Genomic DNA, 17,356 nt, shown 5'->3' on the forward strand with positions numbered 1-17,356 from the left:
AAGTGGCTGGCAGTTTTAGGGAAACCCCTGAAGTTTATGCCGGGACTTTGCCGCCTGCAGCGCTGGAGCCCAAAGCAATCTTGAGCAGGTCGGCTACCGTGTTGGCGCCCAGCTTTTCCATGATGTTGGCGCGGTGGGCTTCCACGGTCTTGATGCTGATGCCCAGGTCGTCGGCGATCTGCTTGTTCAGGCGGCCGGCAACGATGCGTTCCAGCACCTGGGATTCGCGCCCGGTCAGCTTGGACAGCAGGGCCTCGCGGCTGGCGGCCTGCTGGTGGCCAGCAAAGGCTTCGCGGGCATGGTCCAGCATGCGTTCAACCACGCTCAGCAGGTCATCCTCGTTGAAGGGCTTCTGGATGAAGTCCAGGGCACCCTTCTTCATGGTGTTCACGGCCATGGGCACGTCGCCGTGGCCGGTGATGAAGACGATGGGCAGGGGAGACTTGCGTTCCAGCAGCTTGTCCTGCAGCTCCAGGCCGGTCATGCCGCCCATGCGGATGTCGGCGATCAGGCAGGCGACCTCGCGGGGGTCGTAGCGTGCGAGAAAGGATTCGGCCGAGTCAAAGCAGCGCACACGGTAGTCTTTGCCTTCCAGCAACCACTGGAGCGAGTCGCGCACGGCCTCGTCATCATCCACGACGTAAACCGTTCCTTTTTTGGGTGTCAAGCTCATGCAGGATTCCTTGTATTTGGATTAATAACCGTAGAAAGGTTGTCTCCCTTTTCCTGGGGCGTGGCCAGCGGAATCCAGAAGGAAAACCGACAGCCAACCACCTCGGAACCATTGTAGAGGTTCTCCGCCGCCATCCGGCCATCGTGAGACTCCACAATCGAGCGACACAGATTCAGACCAATGCCCATGCCTTCGTTCTTGGTGGAGAAGAAGGCTTCGAACAAACGCTCCTGGACTTCGGGAGCCAGGCCCTTGCCGGAATCCTGGACGGAGAATTCCACTCCCAACTGACCTTCTACCTCTTTCGGGACGACCCGCAACTCCACCAGCCGTTGCGCCGTGGTGCGCTGTGCCTGGTCGATGGACTCGCCCGCATTTTTTATCAGATTGATCAGCACTTGCTCAATCAAAATCGTGTCGGCCAGCACAGGCGGTATGCGGGCCGCCACAAAATGGCTCAGCCGCACGTTGCGCCTACGCATTTCGATGTTCGCCAGCTCCAGCGCCTCGTCGACGATGGACTCCACCTGGGCCATGGTGCGATTGGGTTCGCTGCGCTTCACGAAGGAGCGGATGCGCTGGATGATTTGCCCGGCGCGCTGGGCCTGGTGGGCGGTCTTTTCCAGCGCAAACTTCATCTGCTCTTCGGTCAGCGTGCCGTTGGCCAGGCGCGTCAGCATGCCGCTGCTGTAGTTGCTGATGGCGGTCAGGGGCTGGTTCAGCTCGTGGGCCACGCTGGACGCCATCTCGCCCATGGTGATCAGGCGGCTGGCACTCTGGGCCTGTTCGGCCTGGCGCGCGGCCTGTTCTTCCGCCAGACGGCGCTGGGTGATGTCGGTGGCGATCACCATCTGGGCCAGGCGGCCGTCGACCCAGCTGAGGTAGCGCGAACGCACTTCCAGCCATTTGCCCAGTTCGGCCACATAGATTTCGGCGTTGTTGCTGGAGGCGCTGGTGATCGGGTCGGTGGGAAAGCCCATCAGTCCGTCTTCGTCGTCCACTGTTTCGCTGCGCTCGGCCGGCAAGCCGGCCTGCTGCACCAGCTGCAGGTGGCCCGTGGTCTGTGAGCCAAACCACTGCCGGTACAGCTTGTTGGCGAACAGCAGCTCGGCGCTACCCAGTGGTGCTACAGAAACAGAAGCATCCAGCGCTTCCAGCACAATCGTGAAACGGTCGTGGGAGGCTGCAAGCTGATCGCGGATACGCTTGGACTCGGTGATGTCGGTCATGGACGACATCCAGCCAGTCTGCTGCCCGCGGGCATCGATCAGTGGCGAGATGTACAGCCGCGCATCGAACATGCTGCCGTTCTTGCGCCGCACGCGCACCTGGAAGCCCCCTTGCAGCGTCTTGCCGCTGAGCTCGTCATTGAGCTTGCTGTGCAGGTAGTCGTAGTCGCTTTCCGCCCAGTAGGAATAGGGTGGTGTCTGGCCCACCAGTTCGCTTTCGCTCCAGCCAGTCATCTGGCAGAAGGCGGCATTCACGTAGGTGATGCGGCCTTGCATGTCCAGCGCGCGCATGCCGGTCAGCAGCGAGTTTTCCATGGCGCGGCGGAAATTGGTTTCCGCCACCAGCGCTTCCTGGGCGCGCAGGCGCTTGCGGGTGTGGCGCCAGGTGCCCAGCAGCAGCCAGGCGGTCATCATGCTCAGCGAGGCCACCAGCCAGAACATGCCGTTGCCCACCATGCTCAAGGAGGTGCTGTAGGCCTGCCCCTTGATCTGCAGCGAGTTGCCCACCGGTGAGATGGGAATCTGGTATTCACTGGCCTCGGGCTTGGCGATCTGGTACCAGTGCTCGGCGGTGTGCGGGCGCTTGAGCGGCGTGCCAGCAATCAGCACGCCCTGGGCGTCGGTCATGGTGATGGCGTAGCGGGCCAGCAACTCACTGGGCGTGGCATAGCGCATCAGGCTGTCGACCGAATACTCGGCCATCACCGTGCCGCCGAAGCTGCTGGTGCCCATGACCGGGGCATGGAACTGCAGCAGCGGCGGGTTCTGGCCGGGCACCACCACCGGCTGGTGGTAGACCGACTGGTAGCTGTCCTTGACCTGCTGGAAGCTCTCGCCCGCACTGTCGTTGCCCAGGCGCTCGGCCGGCATGCGCAGTTGCTCGCGCGGCACGGTGGGCGCGGCATAGCTGGTGATGATGCGGCCGTCACGGTCCACCCAGGTCAGCACCTGCAGTTCGGGGTACTGGGTGACCAGCACCTCGGCGCGGTTGCCAAATTCCACCGTGCCAATGTCGCCGTAGCTCAGGTCGCGCGCAATGCGCATCACCTGTTCCTGGCGCTCCAGCAGGCGCAGGCGCATGCGCTGCTGGGCATATTCCACATCGCGCTTGAGGGCTTGCTCGCCGCGATCGACTTCCTCTGCGCGCAGATACCAGAAAGCCGCAATGATTGCTGCCATGAACAGTGCCACCGACACCAGCGGCGCCAGGGCGGCCAAGCGGTCCTGGCGGGTCGGCGAGAGGCTGCGCCACCACATGCGCCACCATTGCGTGGGATCGGCACTGGTGAAGGCGGGGGAGGCAACCGGGGCCGGGGACTTTTGTTCAGGGGAAACCATGTGTGCAGTGTAGGGGGATTCCCTGGCGGCGCGGGTCATCCCCGTGACGATGGCAACGTCTTGTTTTTAATGTGCAGTTGCAGCAATTTTTCATACTATGAGAGTTGTATGCATCATTTGAAAAATGGGAAAAATGTGCGAAACTGCGCGCCGAAAGGTCGCCAAATTGGGCGTATTTGTTTCGCAGGCACGGTGTGGGCTTCCGCTAAGCTGAAGGCTCGGCACACACCGCTTCAACTGTGGCCGCAGACAAGCGCGTTCGATGGATGCAATTCCCGACCACCCCCTGCAGCCTCTTGAACAGGAGACACATATGACCGCTCAGACCGACCCTCAGGCCGGCGCCAACGCCAAGCCCAGCCTGGATCCCCAGGAATCCCGCGAATGGATGGAGGCGCTGAGCGCCGTCATCGACCGCGAAGGTGCCGAATATGCGCACCAGCTGATTGAAGAAGTGCTGGAACACGCCCGCCAGAACAGCGTGGACCGGCCGTTCTCGGCCAACACCGGCTACGTCAACACCATCGAAACCAGCCAGGAAGCCCGTTGCCCCGGCAACCTGGAGATCGAAGGCCGCCTGCGCGCCTACATGCGCTGGAACGCCATGGCCATGGTGGTCAAGGCCAACCGCCACCACCCACCAGAAGGCGGCGACCTGGGTGGCCACATCGGCTCCTTCGCTTCGCTGGCCAACATGTTTGCGGCCGGCTTCAACCATTTCTGGCACGCCGAAAGCGAAAACCACGGCGGCGACTGCCTGTACATCCAGGGCCACGTCTCGCCCGGCATCTACGCCCGCGCCTACCTGGAAGGCCGCATCTCCGAAGAGCAACTGCTGAACTTCCGCCAAGAAGTCGACGGCAAGGGCCTGTCCAGCTACCCCCACCCCAAGCTGATGCCCGAGTTCTGGCAGTTCCCCACGGTGTCCATGGGCCTGGGCCCGCTGATGGCCATCTACCAGGCGCGCTTCCTGAAGTACCTGCACGCCCGTGGCATCGCCAACACCGAAAACCGCAAGGTCTGGGTGTTCTGCGGCGACGGTGAAATGGACGAAGTCGAATCGCTGGGCGCCATCTCCCTGGCCGCACGCGAGAACCTCGACAACCTGATCTTCGTCATCAACTGCAACCTGCAACGCCTGGACGGTCCGGTGCGCGGCAACGGCAAGATCATCCAGGAGCTGGAAGGCGAATTCCGCGGCTCCGGCTGGAACGTGATCAAGCTGCTGTGGGGCCGTGGCTGGGACGAGCTGCTGGCCAAGGACAAGGACGGCGTCCTCAAGAAGATCATGATGGAGTGCAACGACGGGGACTACCAGTCGTTCAAGGCCAACGACGGCGCCTACGTGCGCAAGCACTTCTTCGGCCGCGACCCCCGCGCGCTGAAGATGGTCGAGCACATGTCCGACGACGAGATCTGGAACCTGCGCCGTGGTGGCCACGACGCGCAGAAGGTCTACGCTGCCTTCCACGCGGCCAACAACACCAAGGGTCAGCCCACTGTGTTGCTGGTCAAGACCGTCAAGGGCTTTGGCATGGGCAAGATCGGTGAAGGCAAGAACACCGTGCACCAGACCAAGAAGCTCAGCGACGAGGACATCAAGGCCTTCCGCGACCGCTTCAACATCCCGATCCCCGACAGCCAGATCGCGGACATCCCCTTCTACAAGCCTGCCGACGACACGCCGGAAATGAAGTACCTGCACGAGCGCCGCAAGGCCCTGGGCGGTTACCTGCCGCACCGCCGCGTGAAGGCCGACGAAGCGTTCACCGCCCCGTCGCTGGACACCTTCAAGGCCATCCTGGAGCCCACGCCCGAAGGCCGTGAAATCTCCACCACCCAGGCTTATGTGCGCTTCCTGACGCAGCTGCTGCGCGACAAGAACATCGGCCCCCGCGTGGTGCCCATCCTGGTGGACGAGGCCCGCACCTTCGGTATGGAAGGCCTGTTCCGCCAGGTCGGCATCTACAACCCCCACGGTCAGCAGTACACCCCGGTCGACAAGGACCAGGTCATGTACTACCGCGAGGACAAGGCCGGCCAGATCCTGCAGGAAGGCATCAACGAAGCCGGCGGCATGAGCAGCTGGATTGCGGCCGCGACGAGCTACAGCACGTCCAACCGCATCATGATCCCGTTCTACGTGTACTACTCCATGTTCGGCTTCCAGCGCATTGGTGACCTGGCCTGGGCGGCGGGTGACATGCAGGCGCGCGGCTTCCTGCTGGGCGGCACTTCGGGCCGCACCACGCTGAACGGCGAAGGCCTGCAGCACGAAGACGGTCACAGCCACATCCTGGCCAACACCATCCCCAACTGCATCTCCTACGACCCCACCTTCGCCCACGAAGTGGCCGTGATCATGCAGGATGGCCTGCGCCGCATGGTGCAGAACCAGGAAAACGTCTTCTACTACATCACCTTGCTGAACGAGAACTACCCCATGCCCGGTCTGACCGAAGGCACGGAAGAGCAGATCATCAAGGGCATGTACCTGGTCAAGCCCGGCCAGAAGGTGCCCCAATCGGGCCAACGCGTGCAACTGCTGGGCTCGGGCACCATCCTGCGCGAATCCTTCTTTGCACAAGAGCTGCTGGAAAAGGACTGGGGCATTGCCGCCGACGTGTGGAGCTGCCCATCGTTCAACGAACTGACCCGCGACGGCCAGGACGCCGAGCGCCACAACATGCTGCACCCGCTGGAAACCGCCAAGGTGCCGTTCGTGACGCAGCAGCTGCAGACCTCGCAAGGTCCAGTGATTGCCTCGACCGACTACATGAAGGCCTACGCCGAGCAGATCCGCCCCTTCATGCCCAAGGGTCGCACCTACAAGGTGCTGGGCACCGACGGTTTCGGCCGTTCCGACTTCCGCCGCAAGCTGCGCGAGCACTTCGAGATCGACCGTCACTACATCGTCGTGGCCGCGCTCAAGTCGCTGGCGGAAGAGGGCAAGCTGCCCGTCACCAAGGTGGCCGAAGCCATTGCCAAGTACGGCATCCAAGCCGACAAGATCAACCCCCTGTACGCCTAATCGAGCACCGGAGACACACACATGGCATTGACAGAAATCAAGGTCCCGGACATCGGTGACTTCGACAGCGTCGGCGTGATCGAGGTGCTGGTCAACGTGGGCGACACCATCAAGGTCGAGCAATCGCTGATCACCGTCGAATCCGACAAGGCGTCCATGGAGATCCCTTCCAGCCACGCCGGCGTGCTCAAGGAGCTCAAGGTCAAGCTGGGCGACAAGGTGGCGCAGGGCGCCGTGATCGCCGTGATCGAAACCGCCGATGTGGCCTCGGCCCCCGCTGCGGCGGCCGCGCCCGCACCGGCTGCTGCCGCGCCCGTTGCGGCACAAAATGTGGCGCCAGCGCCCACTGCGCCTGCGCAGGCTGCTACACCTGCTGCAGCGCCCAGCAGCGTGAACATCGCCATCCCCGACATCGGTGACTTCAAGGACGTGGCCGTCATTGAGCTGCTGGTCAAGGTGGGCGACACCGTCACGGCCGAGCAGTCGCTGTTCACCGTGGAGTCGGACAAGGCCTCGATGGAAATCCCATCGCCCGCCGCCGGCACCATCACCGCCCTGACGCTGAAGATCGGCGACAAGGTCAACGTCGGCGACGTGGTCGGCGCCATGAGCGTGCAGGGCGCGGCGGCCAGCGCAGCCCCCGCCGCTGTGGCAACACCTGCCGCAGCCGCACCGGTTGCAGCACAAAATACGGCCCCTGCCGTTGCTGCGCCTGCGCCCGCTGCTCCTGCTGCAGTAGCAGCCGTGGCCGCACCGGCCCACAACCCCACCGTGGCCCCCACGGGCGCGCTGCCCCATGCCTCGCCCTCCGTGCGCAAGTTTGCGCGCGAGCTGGGCGTGCCCCTGGCGGAAGTCAAGGGTTCCGGCCAGAAGGGCCGCATCACGCAGGAAGACGTGATGGGCTTCACCAAGTCCGTCATGGCCGGCGCGGTGCAGACCCTGGCCCAGCAGGCCGCAGCGCCCAAGTCCTCCGGCGGCAACGTCGGCGGCCTGGAAGTGCTGGCCTGGCCCAAGGTGGACTTCGCCAAGTTCGGCCCCGTGGAACGCAAGGACCTGTCGCGCATCAAGAAGATCTCGGGCGCCAACCTGCACCGCAACTGGGTGATGATTCCCCATGTCACCAACAACGACCTGGCCGACATCACCGACCTGGAAGCCTTCCGCGTCTCCACCAACGCCGAGAACGCCAAGGCCAAGAGCGACGTCAAGGTGACCATGCTGGCCTTCGTCATCAAGGCCGTGGTCGCTGCGCTGAAGAAGTTCCCCGAGTTCAACGCCAGCCTGGACGGCGACACCCTGGTCTACAAGCAGTACTTCAACATCGGCTTTGCGGCAGATACGCCCAATGGCCTGGTAGTGCCGGTGCTCAAGGATGCCGACAAGAAGGGCATCATGCAGATCAGCCAGGAAATGGGCGAGCTGGCCAAGAAGGCCCGCGACGGCAAGCTGGGCGCGGCCGACATGCAAGGTGGCTGCTTCTCGATCTCGTCCCTGGGCGGCATCGGCGGCACCGACTTCACCCCCATCGTCAACGCGCCGGAAGTGGCCATCCTGGGCCTGTCCAAGTCCAGCATCCAGCCCGTGTGGGACGGCAAGGCCTTCCAGCCACGCCTGATGCTGCCCTTGAGCCTGTCGTACGACCACCGCGTCATCGACGGCGCTGCGGCCGCCCGCTTCAACGCCTACCTGGGCGCCGTGCTGGCGGACTACCGCCGCATCCTGCTGTAACCAAGGGGCTGACACACATGGCAATCATCGACATCAAAGTGCCCGACATTGGCGATTTCGCCGAAGTCGGCGTGATCGAACTGCTGGTGCAGCCCGGTGACAGCGTCACCGTGGACCAGTCCCTGATCACCGTGGAGTCCGACAAGGCCTCCATGGAAATCCCCTCCAGCCACGCCGGCGTGGTCAAAGAGGTGAAGGTCAAGATCGGCGACAAGGTCGCCGAAGGCTCCATCATCATCGCCCTGGAAGCGGCAGAGGGCGCTGCGGCTGCCCCTGCAGCTGCAGCGACCAATCCGGCTCCAGCGCAGGTTGTACCTGCGCCAGCAGCTACAGCTTCTGTAGCACCTGCGGCCGTGGCCGCACCGGCCGCCGCCAGCTTTGGCGGCACCGCCGACCTGGACTGCGACGTGCTGGTGCTGGGCGGTGGCCCCGGCGGCTACTCCGCTGCCTTCCGTGCTGCCGACCTGGGCCTGAAGGTCGTGCTGGTCGAGCGCTACGCCACCCTGGGTGGCGTGTGCCTGAACGTGGGCTGCATCCCCTCCAAGGCGCTGCTGCACGTGGCCGCCGTCATGGATGAGGTCAAGCACCTCGAAGTGGCTGGCATCCAGTTCGGCGCGCCCCAGGTCAACATCGACCAGTTGCGCGGCCACAAGGAAAAGGTCATCGGCAAGCTCACCGGCGGTCTGGGCCAGATGGCCAAGATGCGCAAGGTCACCATCGTGCGCGGCTACGGCAGCTTTGTCGGCGCCCACCACCTGGAAGTGGAAGAAACCACCGGCCAGGGCCAGGACAAGACCGGCACCAAGAAGGTCGTCCAGTTCAAGAAGGCCATCATCGCTGCGGGCTCGCAAGCCGTGCACCTGCCCTTCATGCCCCGGGACGAGCGCGTGGTGGACTCCACCGGCGCGCTGGACCTCAAGAGCGTGCCCAAGCGCATGCTGATCCTGGGCGGCGGCATCATCGGCCTGGAAATGGGTACCGTCTATAGCACGCTGGGCGCCCGCCTGGACGTGGTGGAAATGATGGACGGCCTGATGCAGGGCGCGGACCGCGACCTGGTCAAGGTCTGGCAGAAGATGAACGCGCACCGTTTCGACAACATCATGGTCAACACCAAGACCGTGGGTGCCCAAGCCACGCCCGAAGGCATCAAGGTCACGTTCGCCCCCGCCAAGGACGGCGTCACCGTGCCCGAACCCCAGACCTACGACCTGGTCCTGCAAGCCGTGGGCCGCACGCCCAACGGCAAGAAGATCAGCGCCGACAAGGCGGGCGTGGCCGTGACCGACCGTGGCTTCATCGACGTGGACATTCAGATGCGCACCAACGTGCCGCACATCTTTGCCATTGGCGACATCGTGGGCCAGCCCATGCTGGCGCACAAGGCCGTGCACGAAGCGCATGTGGCCGCCGAAGTCATCGCCGGTGAACTGCAGGGCAACAAGGAACTGGCCGCGGCCGCCTTCAACGCCCGCGTCATCCCGTCCGTCGCCTACACCGACCCCGAAGTGGCATGGGTGGGCCTGACCGAAGACCAGGCCAAGGCCCAAGGCATCAAGGTCAAGAAGGGTCTGTTCCCCTGGGCCGCCTCCGGCCGCGCCATCGCCAATGGCCGCGACGAAGGCTTCACCAAGCTGCTGTTCGATGACAGCCCCGAGGCGCACGGCCATGGCCGCATCCTGGGCGGCGGCATCGTCGGCACGCACGCGGGCGACATGATCGGTGAAATCGCCCTGGCCATCGAAATGGGCGCCGACACCGTGGACATCGGCAAGACCATCCACCCGCACCCCACGCTGGGCGAAAGCATCGGCATGGCGGCGGAAGTGGCGCATGGGTCTTGCACGGATGTGCCGCCGGCACGGAAGTAAGCTCGCTTCCTAAGCAGTCGCTGCATAAAGCAAAAAGGCAACCTTCGGGTTGCCTTTTTTATTCCTGTGAATGCTGACCAGGTTGGGTCTCAATCTTGCCAATTGACGATCTGCAGGTTTGTGTTTGTCAATGTCTGTAAACGACCCGTTGCTGTCGTTCGAGCTGCCACTGGCAATGTCTGATGTGCAGTGATTGCAGGCATAGAGATATGCATGATTTTCACCCGCCGTGCCAAAAATTTAGACTTTTCGAAGACGTTTAGACGGTTTTCATTTGGTCAGGTGGCTGACTATATGAGGGTAAAGCGAAAAAATCTCCTCATTGAGGCTAGCTTGGAAAATCAGAACCGAAGATTTCTTTCCATTTCTGTTTTGCAGACCACTCACGCTTAGGGCTTGCCGTCTCGTGCTCTATAGCTTCAAGTGAAATGTTGTAGCAGCGCTTTGCCTTGTACTGGAAGAGGCCCTTGCCCCAGACGTATTGACCGCTGCCTGGGGCACGCCAGTACTCTTTATTCTCATCCTGCTCAGACATCCACTTGAAGAAGTCACGACACATATAGTCGTAGTACAAGTAAGACTTATCTCTATACTGGTAGTACTCGATAAACTGGTAGGCCAGTGTGTCAATCAGCAGTCCTCCGATAGGTACTTGCCACTCGCGCTTCCAAGCGCGCATCATTCGGCACAAGAGGACTAAGTTGTAATTGCATGCGGCGTTTCGTGCATGAATTTCCTCAATTTCAGGACGCGGATTTGTGGTTCGCCATGAGCCACCGTTGTTTGCATCAGGGAAGGTGTAGCTGTTGTCCTTATTTAAGAAGGCGGGCATCAGCTCAAACGTAATTCCATCATTAAATGGAATTAAGATAACTTGTCCGTCAGCTCTTATGCTGGTGGTCGCATAAGTTTTCTCTACCGACTTCTTTACAGCTTGCAGTAATGCCGACTGACCATTACCTTGGTAATTGGAATACTGCACATACGTGTCGTAAGACAACTGCATGATCATGTCCACGTCACTAATCATCTTTGTCGCAGTATTTCTACCATACGACCCGACATACAAGCTATGAGTCGTTTCAGACGTGGTTGACCAGAAATCTGTGTTTAGCCGTCGCGTGATGTTCTTGTATCGCGTCGAGATTGTCCCACCATCGGTGATTTGCAGATTTCCGCAGAAGGTATTAAACCAGTCTCCAACTCCCATAATTCCTCTTATTTCTATACTGTAGAAGCAAAGATTTTCATTATCAAACCACCAACATTCGCTATTTAACCAGAAAAAATTGGTAATTATTAAAAAGACCTAGCAAAGCAGTTGTGCGACGCGCCCAGAAGCGAGCCACAAGATAGCGCTGAGTATTAGCAGAATGGCGGTGACGGTAAAACTAAGCGGCAGCTTGTCCCGAAACAAGGTGAAGTTGAGTTGCTCGTCTAGCCAGCCCGTCTGCTGTTGCCAAAAGAACTTGTAGTGTGCGTACCAGTCACTCAAAAAAATTTGCTTAGCAACATTTGTGCTCAATGCATTCGTTTGAATGTTGGCATGGCGTATGGCATGATTTGGAAGATCCACTCCGGCAGGTTGTGTCTTTACTTCATAGTAAAGAGCTCTAAGTTCGTGAAATCTCTCGGTTAGAGTGTCCCCAACCTCAGCGTACTTCTGTTTGTCACGGTCATAAAGCAGTATGTTGCCTGTGCCAACAGAGATGATGATGAAGGTCGCAGAGACCCATTTGGCCTCAAGAGCTGGAATGAACAAGGCCAATATCGCCGCAGCACCCGAGATAAAAGTCACCCACCCAGGAAGCTTTTCGATGATGTCGTATGTTGCAAAGTGCTTTTTGGCTCCGTATCCCGTGTTATAGGCGGTCTCGGCGATCAGCTTTAGAAGTGCTTCCTTTTGCATAGCAGCCATTAAGAATAATGGTGGCTATCCTAAAGCAAGCTGGCTAAAAGCAGTTCAAATTTGATAGAAGAAGCTATTGCTCAGTCCAGAACTGCATGACAGCATTCAGTTTGTAAGCAGCCAGCCTGGCGCTCATGCTCCCGCCTGCTCATGGCCGAGCTCAGCCTCCCACGACTAGGAGCCTAAACGGCGCATGCGGCGAGTTCTGCTGGAGTGCAAAAGCGTTGGTGTTGATAGCTGCGGCCGTCTTCGGGCTAACTGGTAATTGCATCTTTCAGCATTGATCTGTAGATGGAAACCATCTAGAGGCGAAGCCCGCGTACAACGCATGGATGCCATGGCAGCCCCAGTTTTGATAGCTGAAGGCCCTCTAAAATTCAGCGTTCCCTTTGAATTTCTCTCCGAAAGACCACCCACCATGACCCAGCCTTCCACGCCTGCCTCCCTGTTCGGGCTGACCTATGGCTGGTCGTTTGCCCTGGCGGCGTTCACGCTGACGATCACGGGGTGTCTGCCGCTGGCCTTGCTGCTGACGCGCGATGTGGGCACCTCGGGGGCGGAGCGGGCCCAGGCCTTGATGGCCATGCTGCCGGTGATGGCCGGGGTGATTGCCGTGGCTTGCGCCGTGCTGTTCTATGCCGTGTTGCGCCAGCGCACCACCTGGCGCCGCCATGCGTTGCTGGGCATGTGGGCCTTGTCGGCCCTGGGCATGGTGGGGTGGTGGAAGCTGTGAGCCGCAGCCGCGCAGGCGCAGAGCGTCTGCGCCATCTGGGCCACCCGTAGCAGCATCCACCGCTTGGACGCGGAAACACAGGCAGCTTCGGCTGCTTTTTTTGTGCCTGTTGGGTGGTTTTGATAGCTGCCGACGCAGGTTGAATCAGCGCTAGAGGCTGTTTTTGCTATGAACCTGTGTGTGTGGTCTGCGCAAGCCCATTGCTGATGCACCACAGTGAGCACGCCATTCGCATCACCGCCTGCGAGGGGGCGGGTGCTGCCCGGCCCGTGCCAGCGAAGGAGAAGGCGGCCATGTTGTCAATTTTGAGAGCTGTTAGCGGTTGCTGGATAAGCGCTTGAAGTCGATTTTTCATTCAAAGCAACCGGCTTCCAGGATGGTGCGGTACTTGGTCGCCAGCTTGGTGAAAAACTTGGCGTACAACTTGGCGAAATCACTGGTAAATAATTTAAAAACAATGATTTGGGAATGCCATCAACTTGGCGAATGACTGCGCGCTACAACTCGCCCCACCAGTTTGAACCCTTGCTGCCCTCGGACGCCCGGCAAGAGGCCTTGCTGTCCAAGGCCGGTGACCTGGTGCGTGCGGCCACGGCGTTGGCGGGCCAGCGTGTGCCGCCAGAGCTGCATGTGCTGCTGCGCAGCATGAATTCCTACTACACCAACCGCATTGAAGGCCAGCACACGCGCCCGCATGAGATTGAGCAGGCCTTGCACAGGACTTCTCTGCCAACCAGGAGCTGGCGGCCAAGCAGCGTCTGGCGGTGGCGCACATTGAGGCCGAGGCGGCCTTGGAGCAGCGCTACAGCGGCGAAGCGGCCGTGGCCACGCTGTACAGCCCGCAGGCGGTGCAGGACGTGCACCGCGAGTTGTTTGGCCGTTTGCCCGCGCAGGACTGGGAGGTGAACCAGGGCCAGACCGTGGTGCCCGGCCAGTGGCGCGACAAGGAGGTGAGCGTGGGGCAGCACATTGCGCCTGCCGCCGCCCATGTGCCGGAGTTTCTGGCGCGCTGGGCGCAGCGTTACGGCAGCGTGCGCCGGGGCGAGGCGGCCTTGGTGGCCATGGCCTGTGCCCACCACCGCCTGGGCTGGATCCACCCCTTCATGGATGGCAATGGCCGCGTGATGCGGTTGCACACGCACCTGGTGCTGCACGCTTTGGGGCTGAGCAATGGCCTGTGGTCGCCGCTGCGTGGTTTTGCGCGCAGCCAGGAGCGCTATGACCTGCTGCTGGCCGAGGCGGACCACACCCGCCGGGGCGACCTGGATGGCCGTGGCAATCTGAGCGAACAGGCCCTGGTGGCGTGGGCCGACTATGTGCTGGACATCTGCCTGGACCAGGTGGCCTTCATGCAGCAGATGCTGGATTTTGATGCGATCAAACAGCGCATCGAGGGCGCGCTGGTCTATGAGGGCACCGTGAACAAATCCGGGGTGCGCATAGAAAGCTTGCGGGCCTTGCACTATCTTTTCCTGAGCGGTGAGGAACTGGGGCGCGGGGAGTTCAAAGCCATGCTGGGGCTCAGGGACCGCATCGCCACCGATGCCTTGGGGGCCCTGGTCAAACGCGGCTTCTTGCGCAGTGACAGCCCGCAGGGCAAGGTGCGCTTGGGCTTGCCGCAGCATGCGCTGCGCTTTCTGTTTCCCAAGCTGTGGCCGGAAGCCGAGGCAGATGCGGTGGTATAAAAACCAGAGCTGTCAGCGCTTGCTGTATCAGCGCCGCAGCCATATTGAGGCTGGATTCGCCAAGGTCATGAAGCACCGGGTGATGGCCTGGCGGGCTGGGATGGCGCCAGGTCCTCACCAGGCGTTCGCCAATCAATGCTGCCGGGCACCAACCGCGCGGCCGACCGGTTTGCGCGCGCTGCGTTCTATGTGAATGCGATTCCCAAGGACGAGAACCCGAACAAGGCCCTGGCCAGCGTGTTCAGCGTGATCCGCAATGTGTCGGTGCCATATGGCATCAGCACGCCCGGCCAGCCGAATATTTCCTCCACGCGCTGGCGCACGGTGTTTGACCACCAGCGCAAGCTGTATTTCTTCGAGTCGGCCCTGACGCCCAACACCTTCTGGGTGGACCTGAAGGCCCTGGACTTCAGCCCCACAAGTGGCAAGGTGCTGAAGCTGGACCTGGGCGCGGACCAGAGCCATACCTATTCGGGCAATGCGACGGCGCAGTTCAAGCCCTCGGCACCGTTCCAGTTCCTGGGGATTTGAGGGGCGGCCGTGCCGGCCCGGTTGCGGGTGGGCATGGGCGGCCAGGGGCCCTGGTGTGAAAGAGGTCAACCCGCTGCTGCGCCACCGCAGCCCACCTGCCCCCCAGCGACCGACAAGAAAAAAGCCCGCCAAGTGCGGGCTTTTTGGTGGGCTGGGGGACAGTCCGTCAGTAGGCGTAGGCCTGGGCGGCGGCCGTCTGCGCCGGGTCCAGGCTGGCCAGGGCGGCCTGGTGCTCGGCGTACTGCTGCGGGTAAAAGCGCTGGGCCACGTCCAGGTGCGAGCGCACGCGGCCCTTGAGGGCGTTGGTGCCGATGTGGCTGAACAGGGGGTTGAGCGGATCGCTCTCCGGCCCGCGCGCCTGGCTGGCCAGGTGGGGCGGAAGCTGCAGCAGCGGCACCTCGTGCGCATGCAGGCTGGGCGAGAAGAAATAGGCGATGGAGTAGCGGCTGATGCCTGCGCCGGGGGAACGCACGCGATGCACGTTGGCGCGCAAATAGCCGTTGGTGGCCAGCTCCAGCATTTCCCCGATGTTGATGACAAACGCGTTCTTGCGCGGCGGCACATCCAGCCAGCCTTGCGCGGTCTGCACCTGCAGGCCGCCCACCTGGTCCTGCAGCAGCAGGGTCAGCAGGCCACCATCCTTGTGCGGGCCAACGCCCTGGTCCGACTGGCCGCTGGCCTGGCCGGGGTAGTGGATGATCTTCAGCCGGTTGTTGTGCGGCGGGGCCACCAGCTGGTTGAGGGCGCTGGCCGGTTGCTCCAGCGCGATCAGAAAGGCTTTGAGCAGGCGCTGCGCCACGGCGCGCGTGGTGTCCAGCCACAGCAGGATGTCGGCCTGCAGTTCGGGCTGTGCCGTGGGCCACTGGTTGGGGCCTTGCAGCCCCCACCACTGCGGGGTGTCCGGGCCGGGTGGCACGGCGGGCAGTTCTTCGCCAAAGTCGATCTGCTCGCGCAGGTCGGGCTGCAGGCGGGTGATTTCCCCGCCCACGCCGGTGTAGCCGCGGAAGTGGCGCGTCTGCGCCATGGCGATCTGCTGCTTGGCCGCCGGGGGCAGGGCGAAGAACTGGCGCGCCGCAGCCTCCAGGCGGGCGATCTGGTCCGGGGCGATGCCGTGGCCTTCTAGGTAGAAAAAGCCGATTTCACGGGCAATGCGCGCCAGACGGCTGTGGGCCGGGGTGTGCTGTTCGCCATCGCCCAGCTCTTCCAGGTTGATGACGGGCAGGGCGTCCAGGGCGGGCGCGGGGCGCAGGGCGGAGGCAAGGGTGCTCATAAAGACTCCTGAAGGGATGGGGTCGCGGCCACGGGGGCGGGCTGGTAGGACAGGGCCTGGCGCAGGTCGCTCAGCAGGTCGTCCGGGTGCTCGATGCCGATGGACAGGCGCACCAGGCCGGGGGCAATGCCGGCGCGGGCCAGTTCGGCATCGGTCAGCAGGTGGTGGGTGGTCTCGGCGGGGATGGCGGCCAGCGACTTGCTGTCGCCGATGTTCACCAGCCGCTGGAACAGTTGCAGGGCGTCGTAAAAGCGCTGGGCGCTGGCGCGGCCGCCGTGCAGCTCGAACGACAGCAGGCCCGGAATGCGGCCGGCGCGCAGGTAGCGCGCGGCGTGGCCATGGTCCGGGTGGCTGGGGTGGGCCACATGCTGGATGTGACGCACCAGCGGGTGGGCCTGCAAAAAGGCCAGCACCGCGCGGGTGTTGCTGCTGATGCGTTCGATGCGCAGGGCCAGCGTTTCCAGCCCCTGCAGCAGCTGAAAGGCGGAGTGGGGCGCCAGCGTAGCGCCCGCATTGCGCAGCAGCACGGTGCGCGCGCGGGCCACGGCCGGGGCCTCGGGGTAGCGTTCGGTGAACACCACCTGGTGGAAGGCCGGGTCGGGCCGGGTCAGCTGCGGGTAGCGCTGGGCGTGGGCCTGCCAGTCGAAGCGTCCGCCATCGATGATCAGCCCGCCCATGGCCACGCCGTGGCCGCCGATGTACTTGGTGGCCGAGTGCACGACCAGGTCGGCCCCGTGTTCAAAAGGCCGGATCAGCAGCGGCGTGGCGCAGGTGTTGTCCACCACCACGGCCACGCCGTGGGCATGGGCCTCGGCGGCGATGGCGGCCAGGTCGGCCACATCGCCCGAAGGATTGCCGATGGATTCCACGAACACGGCCTTGGTCTGCGCGGTGATGGCCTGGCGCAGGGCGTCCCGGTCCTGCCGCGCCACCACGCTGCTGCGGATGCCACGGCCCTGCAGCACGTGTGTGATCAGGTTGTGCGAGCCACCATACAGGGTGGAGGCCACGATGACGTGGTCGCCCACCTGGGCCAGGGTGGCCAGCGCGATGTCGATCGCCGCCATGCCGGAGGCCACGGCCACGGCGGCGGTGCCGCCCTCCAGCTGGGTGATGCGCTGCTCCAGCACCGCCTGGGTGGGGTTGCTGGTGCGGGCGTAGATGTGGCCTTCCTGCACCAGGTCGAACAGCTCGGCGCCTTGCTGGGCGTTCTCGAACAGGTAGGAGGTGGAGGGGTAGATGGGCACGGCGGCGCTGCGCTGGTGCTGCAGGCCGTCGTAGCCGGCATGCAGCACCACGGTGTCGGCCTGCCAGTGGGGGGCGGGCGCCGTGCTCATGCGGGCACGGCCTCGGGGTGG

The 17,356-nt window shown here is 62.7% G+C and carries 12 protein-coding genes; 6 read left to right on the forward strand and 6 right to left on the reverse strand.

Annotated features, from left to right (window positions below; genetic code table 11):
• Positions 1-34 precede the first annotated feature (34 nt).
• Both FYM52_RS09390 and FYM52_RS09395 read right to left on the reverse strand, forming a co-directional pair.
• Complete coding sequence (locus FYM52_RS09390) at positions 35-673, reverse strand: response regulator transcription factor (protein ID WP_042418500.1); 639 nt, start codon at positions 671-673, stop codon at positions 35-37.
• Positions 670-3,240, reverse strand: a complete 2,571-nt coding sequence (locus FYM52_RS09395; RefSeq protein WP_154163878.1) for a PAS domain S-box protein — start codon at positions 3,238-3,240, stop codon at positions 670-672. Before FYM52_RS09395 ends, FYM52_RS09390 begins: the two co-directional genes overlap by 4 nt.
• A 313-nt stretch (positions 3,241-3,553) precedes the next feature.
• Between FYM52_RS09395 and aceE the strand changes: the two genes are divergently transcribed.
• The 3 genes from aceE to lpdA are packed head-to-tail and all read left to right on the forward strand — an operon-like array spanning position 3,554 to position 9,870.
• Positions 3,554-6,271, forward strand: coding sequence for a pyruvate dehydrogenase (acetyl-transferring), homodimeric type (gene aceE, locus FYM52_RS09400; RefSeq protein WP_154163879.1), 2,718 nt, complete (start codon positions 3,554-3,556; stop codon positions 6,269-6,271).
• 21 nt (positions 6,272-6,292) lie between these two features.
• Positions 6,293-7,999 (forward strand): dihydrolipoyllysine-residue acetyltransferase, encoded by a 1,707-nt coding sequence (gene aceF / locus FYM52_RS09405; RefSeq protein ID WP_154163880.1) that lies wholly within the window; start codon positions 6,293-6,295, stop codon positions 7,997-7,999.
• Positions 8,000-8,016: 17 nt separating this feature from the next.
• Entirely contained in the window at positions 8,017-9,870 is a 1,854-nt protein-coding gene (gene lpdA, locus FYM52_RS09410) for a dihydrolipoyl dehydrogenase (protein WP_154163881.1), read from the forward strand.
• A 328-nt stretch (positions 9,871-10,198) separates the two neighbouring features.
• On the opposite strand, the gene FYM52_RS09415 is transcribed toward lpdA, so the two are convergent.
• Together FYM52_RS09415 and FYM52_RS09420 are read right to left on the reverse strand one after the other, a co-directional pair.
• A complete protein-coding gene (locus tag FYM52_RS09415) occupies positions 10,199-11,080 on the reverse strand; it encodes a nucleotidyltransferase (protein ID WP_154163882.1) in 882 nt (293 codons plus the stop codon).
• A gap of 99 nt (positions 11,081-11,179) precedes the next feature.
• Positions 11,180-11,779: an SLATT domain-containing protein gene (locus FYM52_RS09420; RefSeq protein ID WP_154163883.1), complete on the reverse strand. Its 600-nt coding sequence runs from the start codon at positions 11,777-11,779 to the stop codon at positions 11,180-11,182.
• 418 nt (positions 11,780-12,197) lie between these two features.
• Here FYM52_RS09420 and FYM52_RS09425 point away from each other — a divergent pair, with 418 nt between their 5' ends.
• The 3 genes from FYM52_RS09425 to FYM52_RS09435 all read left to right on the forward strand — a co-directional run bounded on the left by FYM52_RS09425 (position 12,198) and on the right by FYM52_RS09435 (position 14,728).
• Positions 12,198-12,512: a hypothetical protein gene (locus tag FYM52_RS09425; protein WP_154163884.1), complete on the forward strand. Its 315-nt coding sequence runs from the start codon at positions 12,198-12,200 to the stop codon at positions 12,510-12,512.
• Between the two features lie 764 nt (positions 12,513-13,276).
• Positions 13,277-14,197 (forward strand): Fic family protein, encoded by a 921-nt coding sequence (locus FYM52_RS09430; RefSeq protein ID WP_370513823.1) that lies wholly within the window; start codon positions 13,277-13,279, stop codon positions 14,195-14,197.
• Between the two features lie 87 nt (positions 14,198-14,284).
• The gene (locus FYM52_RS09435) at positions 14,285-14,728 is read left to right on the forward strand and encodes a linear amide C-N hydrolase (protein WP_255446786.1); all 444 of its coding nucleotides are present in this window, start codon (positions 14,285-14,287) and stop codon (positions 14,726-14,728) included.
• 166 nt (positions 14,729-14,894) lie between these two features.
• On the opposite strand, the gene FYM52_RS09440 is transcribed toward FYM52_RS09435, so the two are convergent.
• On the reverse strand, positions 14,895-15,998 hold the full coding sequence (locus FYM52_RS09440) for an isopenicillin N synthase family oxygenase (RefSeq protein WP_154163885.1): 1,104 nt from the start codon (positions 15,996-15,998) through the stop codon (positions 14,895-14,897).
• A complete protein-coding gene (locus FYM52_RS09445) occupies positions 15,995-17,335 on the reverse strand; it encodes an O-acetylhomoserine aminocarboxypropyltransferase/cysteine synthase family protein (protein ID WP_154163886.1) in 1,341 nt (446 codons plus the stop codon). Before FYM52_RS09445 ends, FYM52_RS09440 begins: the two co-directional genes overlap by 4 nt.
• Positions 17,336-17,356 lie beyond the last annotated feature (21 nt).

Origin of the sequence: Comamonas sp. CAH-2, assembly GCF_009668305.1 — a bacterium.
Lineage (GTDB): Bacteria > Pseudomonadota > Gammaproteobacteria > Burkholderiales > Burkholderiaceae_C > Comamonas > Comamonas aquatica.

Bases quoted from the DNA above. Each gene is read 5' to 3' on its own strand.
- FYM52_RS09415 (WP_154163882.1), bottom strand. From the start codon at position 11,080: ATGGGAGTTGGAGACTGGTTTAATACCTTCTGCGGAAATCTGCAAATC.
- FYM52_RS09445 (WP_154163886.1), bottom strand. From the start codon at position 17,335: ATGAGCACGGCGCCCGCCCCCCACTGGCAGGCCGACACCGTGGTGCTG.
- aceF (WP_154163880.1), top strand. From the start codon at position 6,293: ATGGCATTGACAGAAATCAAGGTCCCGGACATCGGTGACTTCGACAGC.
- FYM52_RS09395 (WP_154163878.1), bottom strand. From the start codon at position 3,240: ATGGTTTCCCCTGAACAAAAGTCCCCGGCCCCGGTTGCCTCCCCCGCC.
- lpdA (WP_154163881.1), top strand. From the start codon at position 8,017: ATGGCAATCATCGACATCAAAGTGCCCGACATTGGCGATTTCGCCGAA.
- FYM52_RS09440 (WP_154163885.1), bottom strand. From the start codon at position 15,998: ATGAGCACCCTTGCCTCCGCCCTGCGCCCCGCGCCCGCCCTGGACGCC.
- FYM52_RS09390 (WP_042418500.1), bottom strand. From the start codon at position 673: ATGAGCTTGACACCCAAAAAAGGAACGGTTTACGTCGTGGATGATGAC.
- FYM52_RS09425 (WP_154163884.1), top strand. From the start codon at position 12,198: ATGACCCAGCCTTCCACGCCTGCCTCCCTGTTCGGGCTGACCTATGGC.
- aceE (WP_154163879.1), top strand. From the start codon at position 3,554: ATGACCGCTCAGACCGACCCTCAGGCCGGCGCCAACGCCAAGCCCAGC.
- FYM52_RS09420 (WP_154163883.1), bottom strand. From the start codon at position 11,779: ATGCAAAAGGAAGCACTTCTAAAGCTGATCGCCGAGACCGCCTATAAC.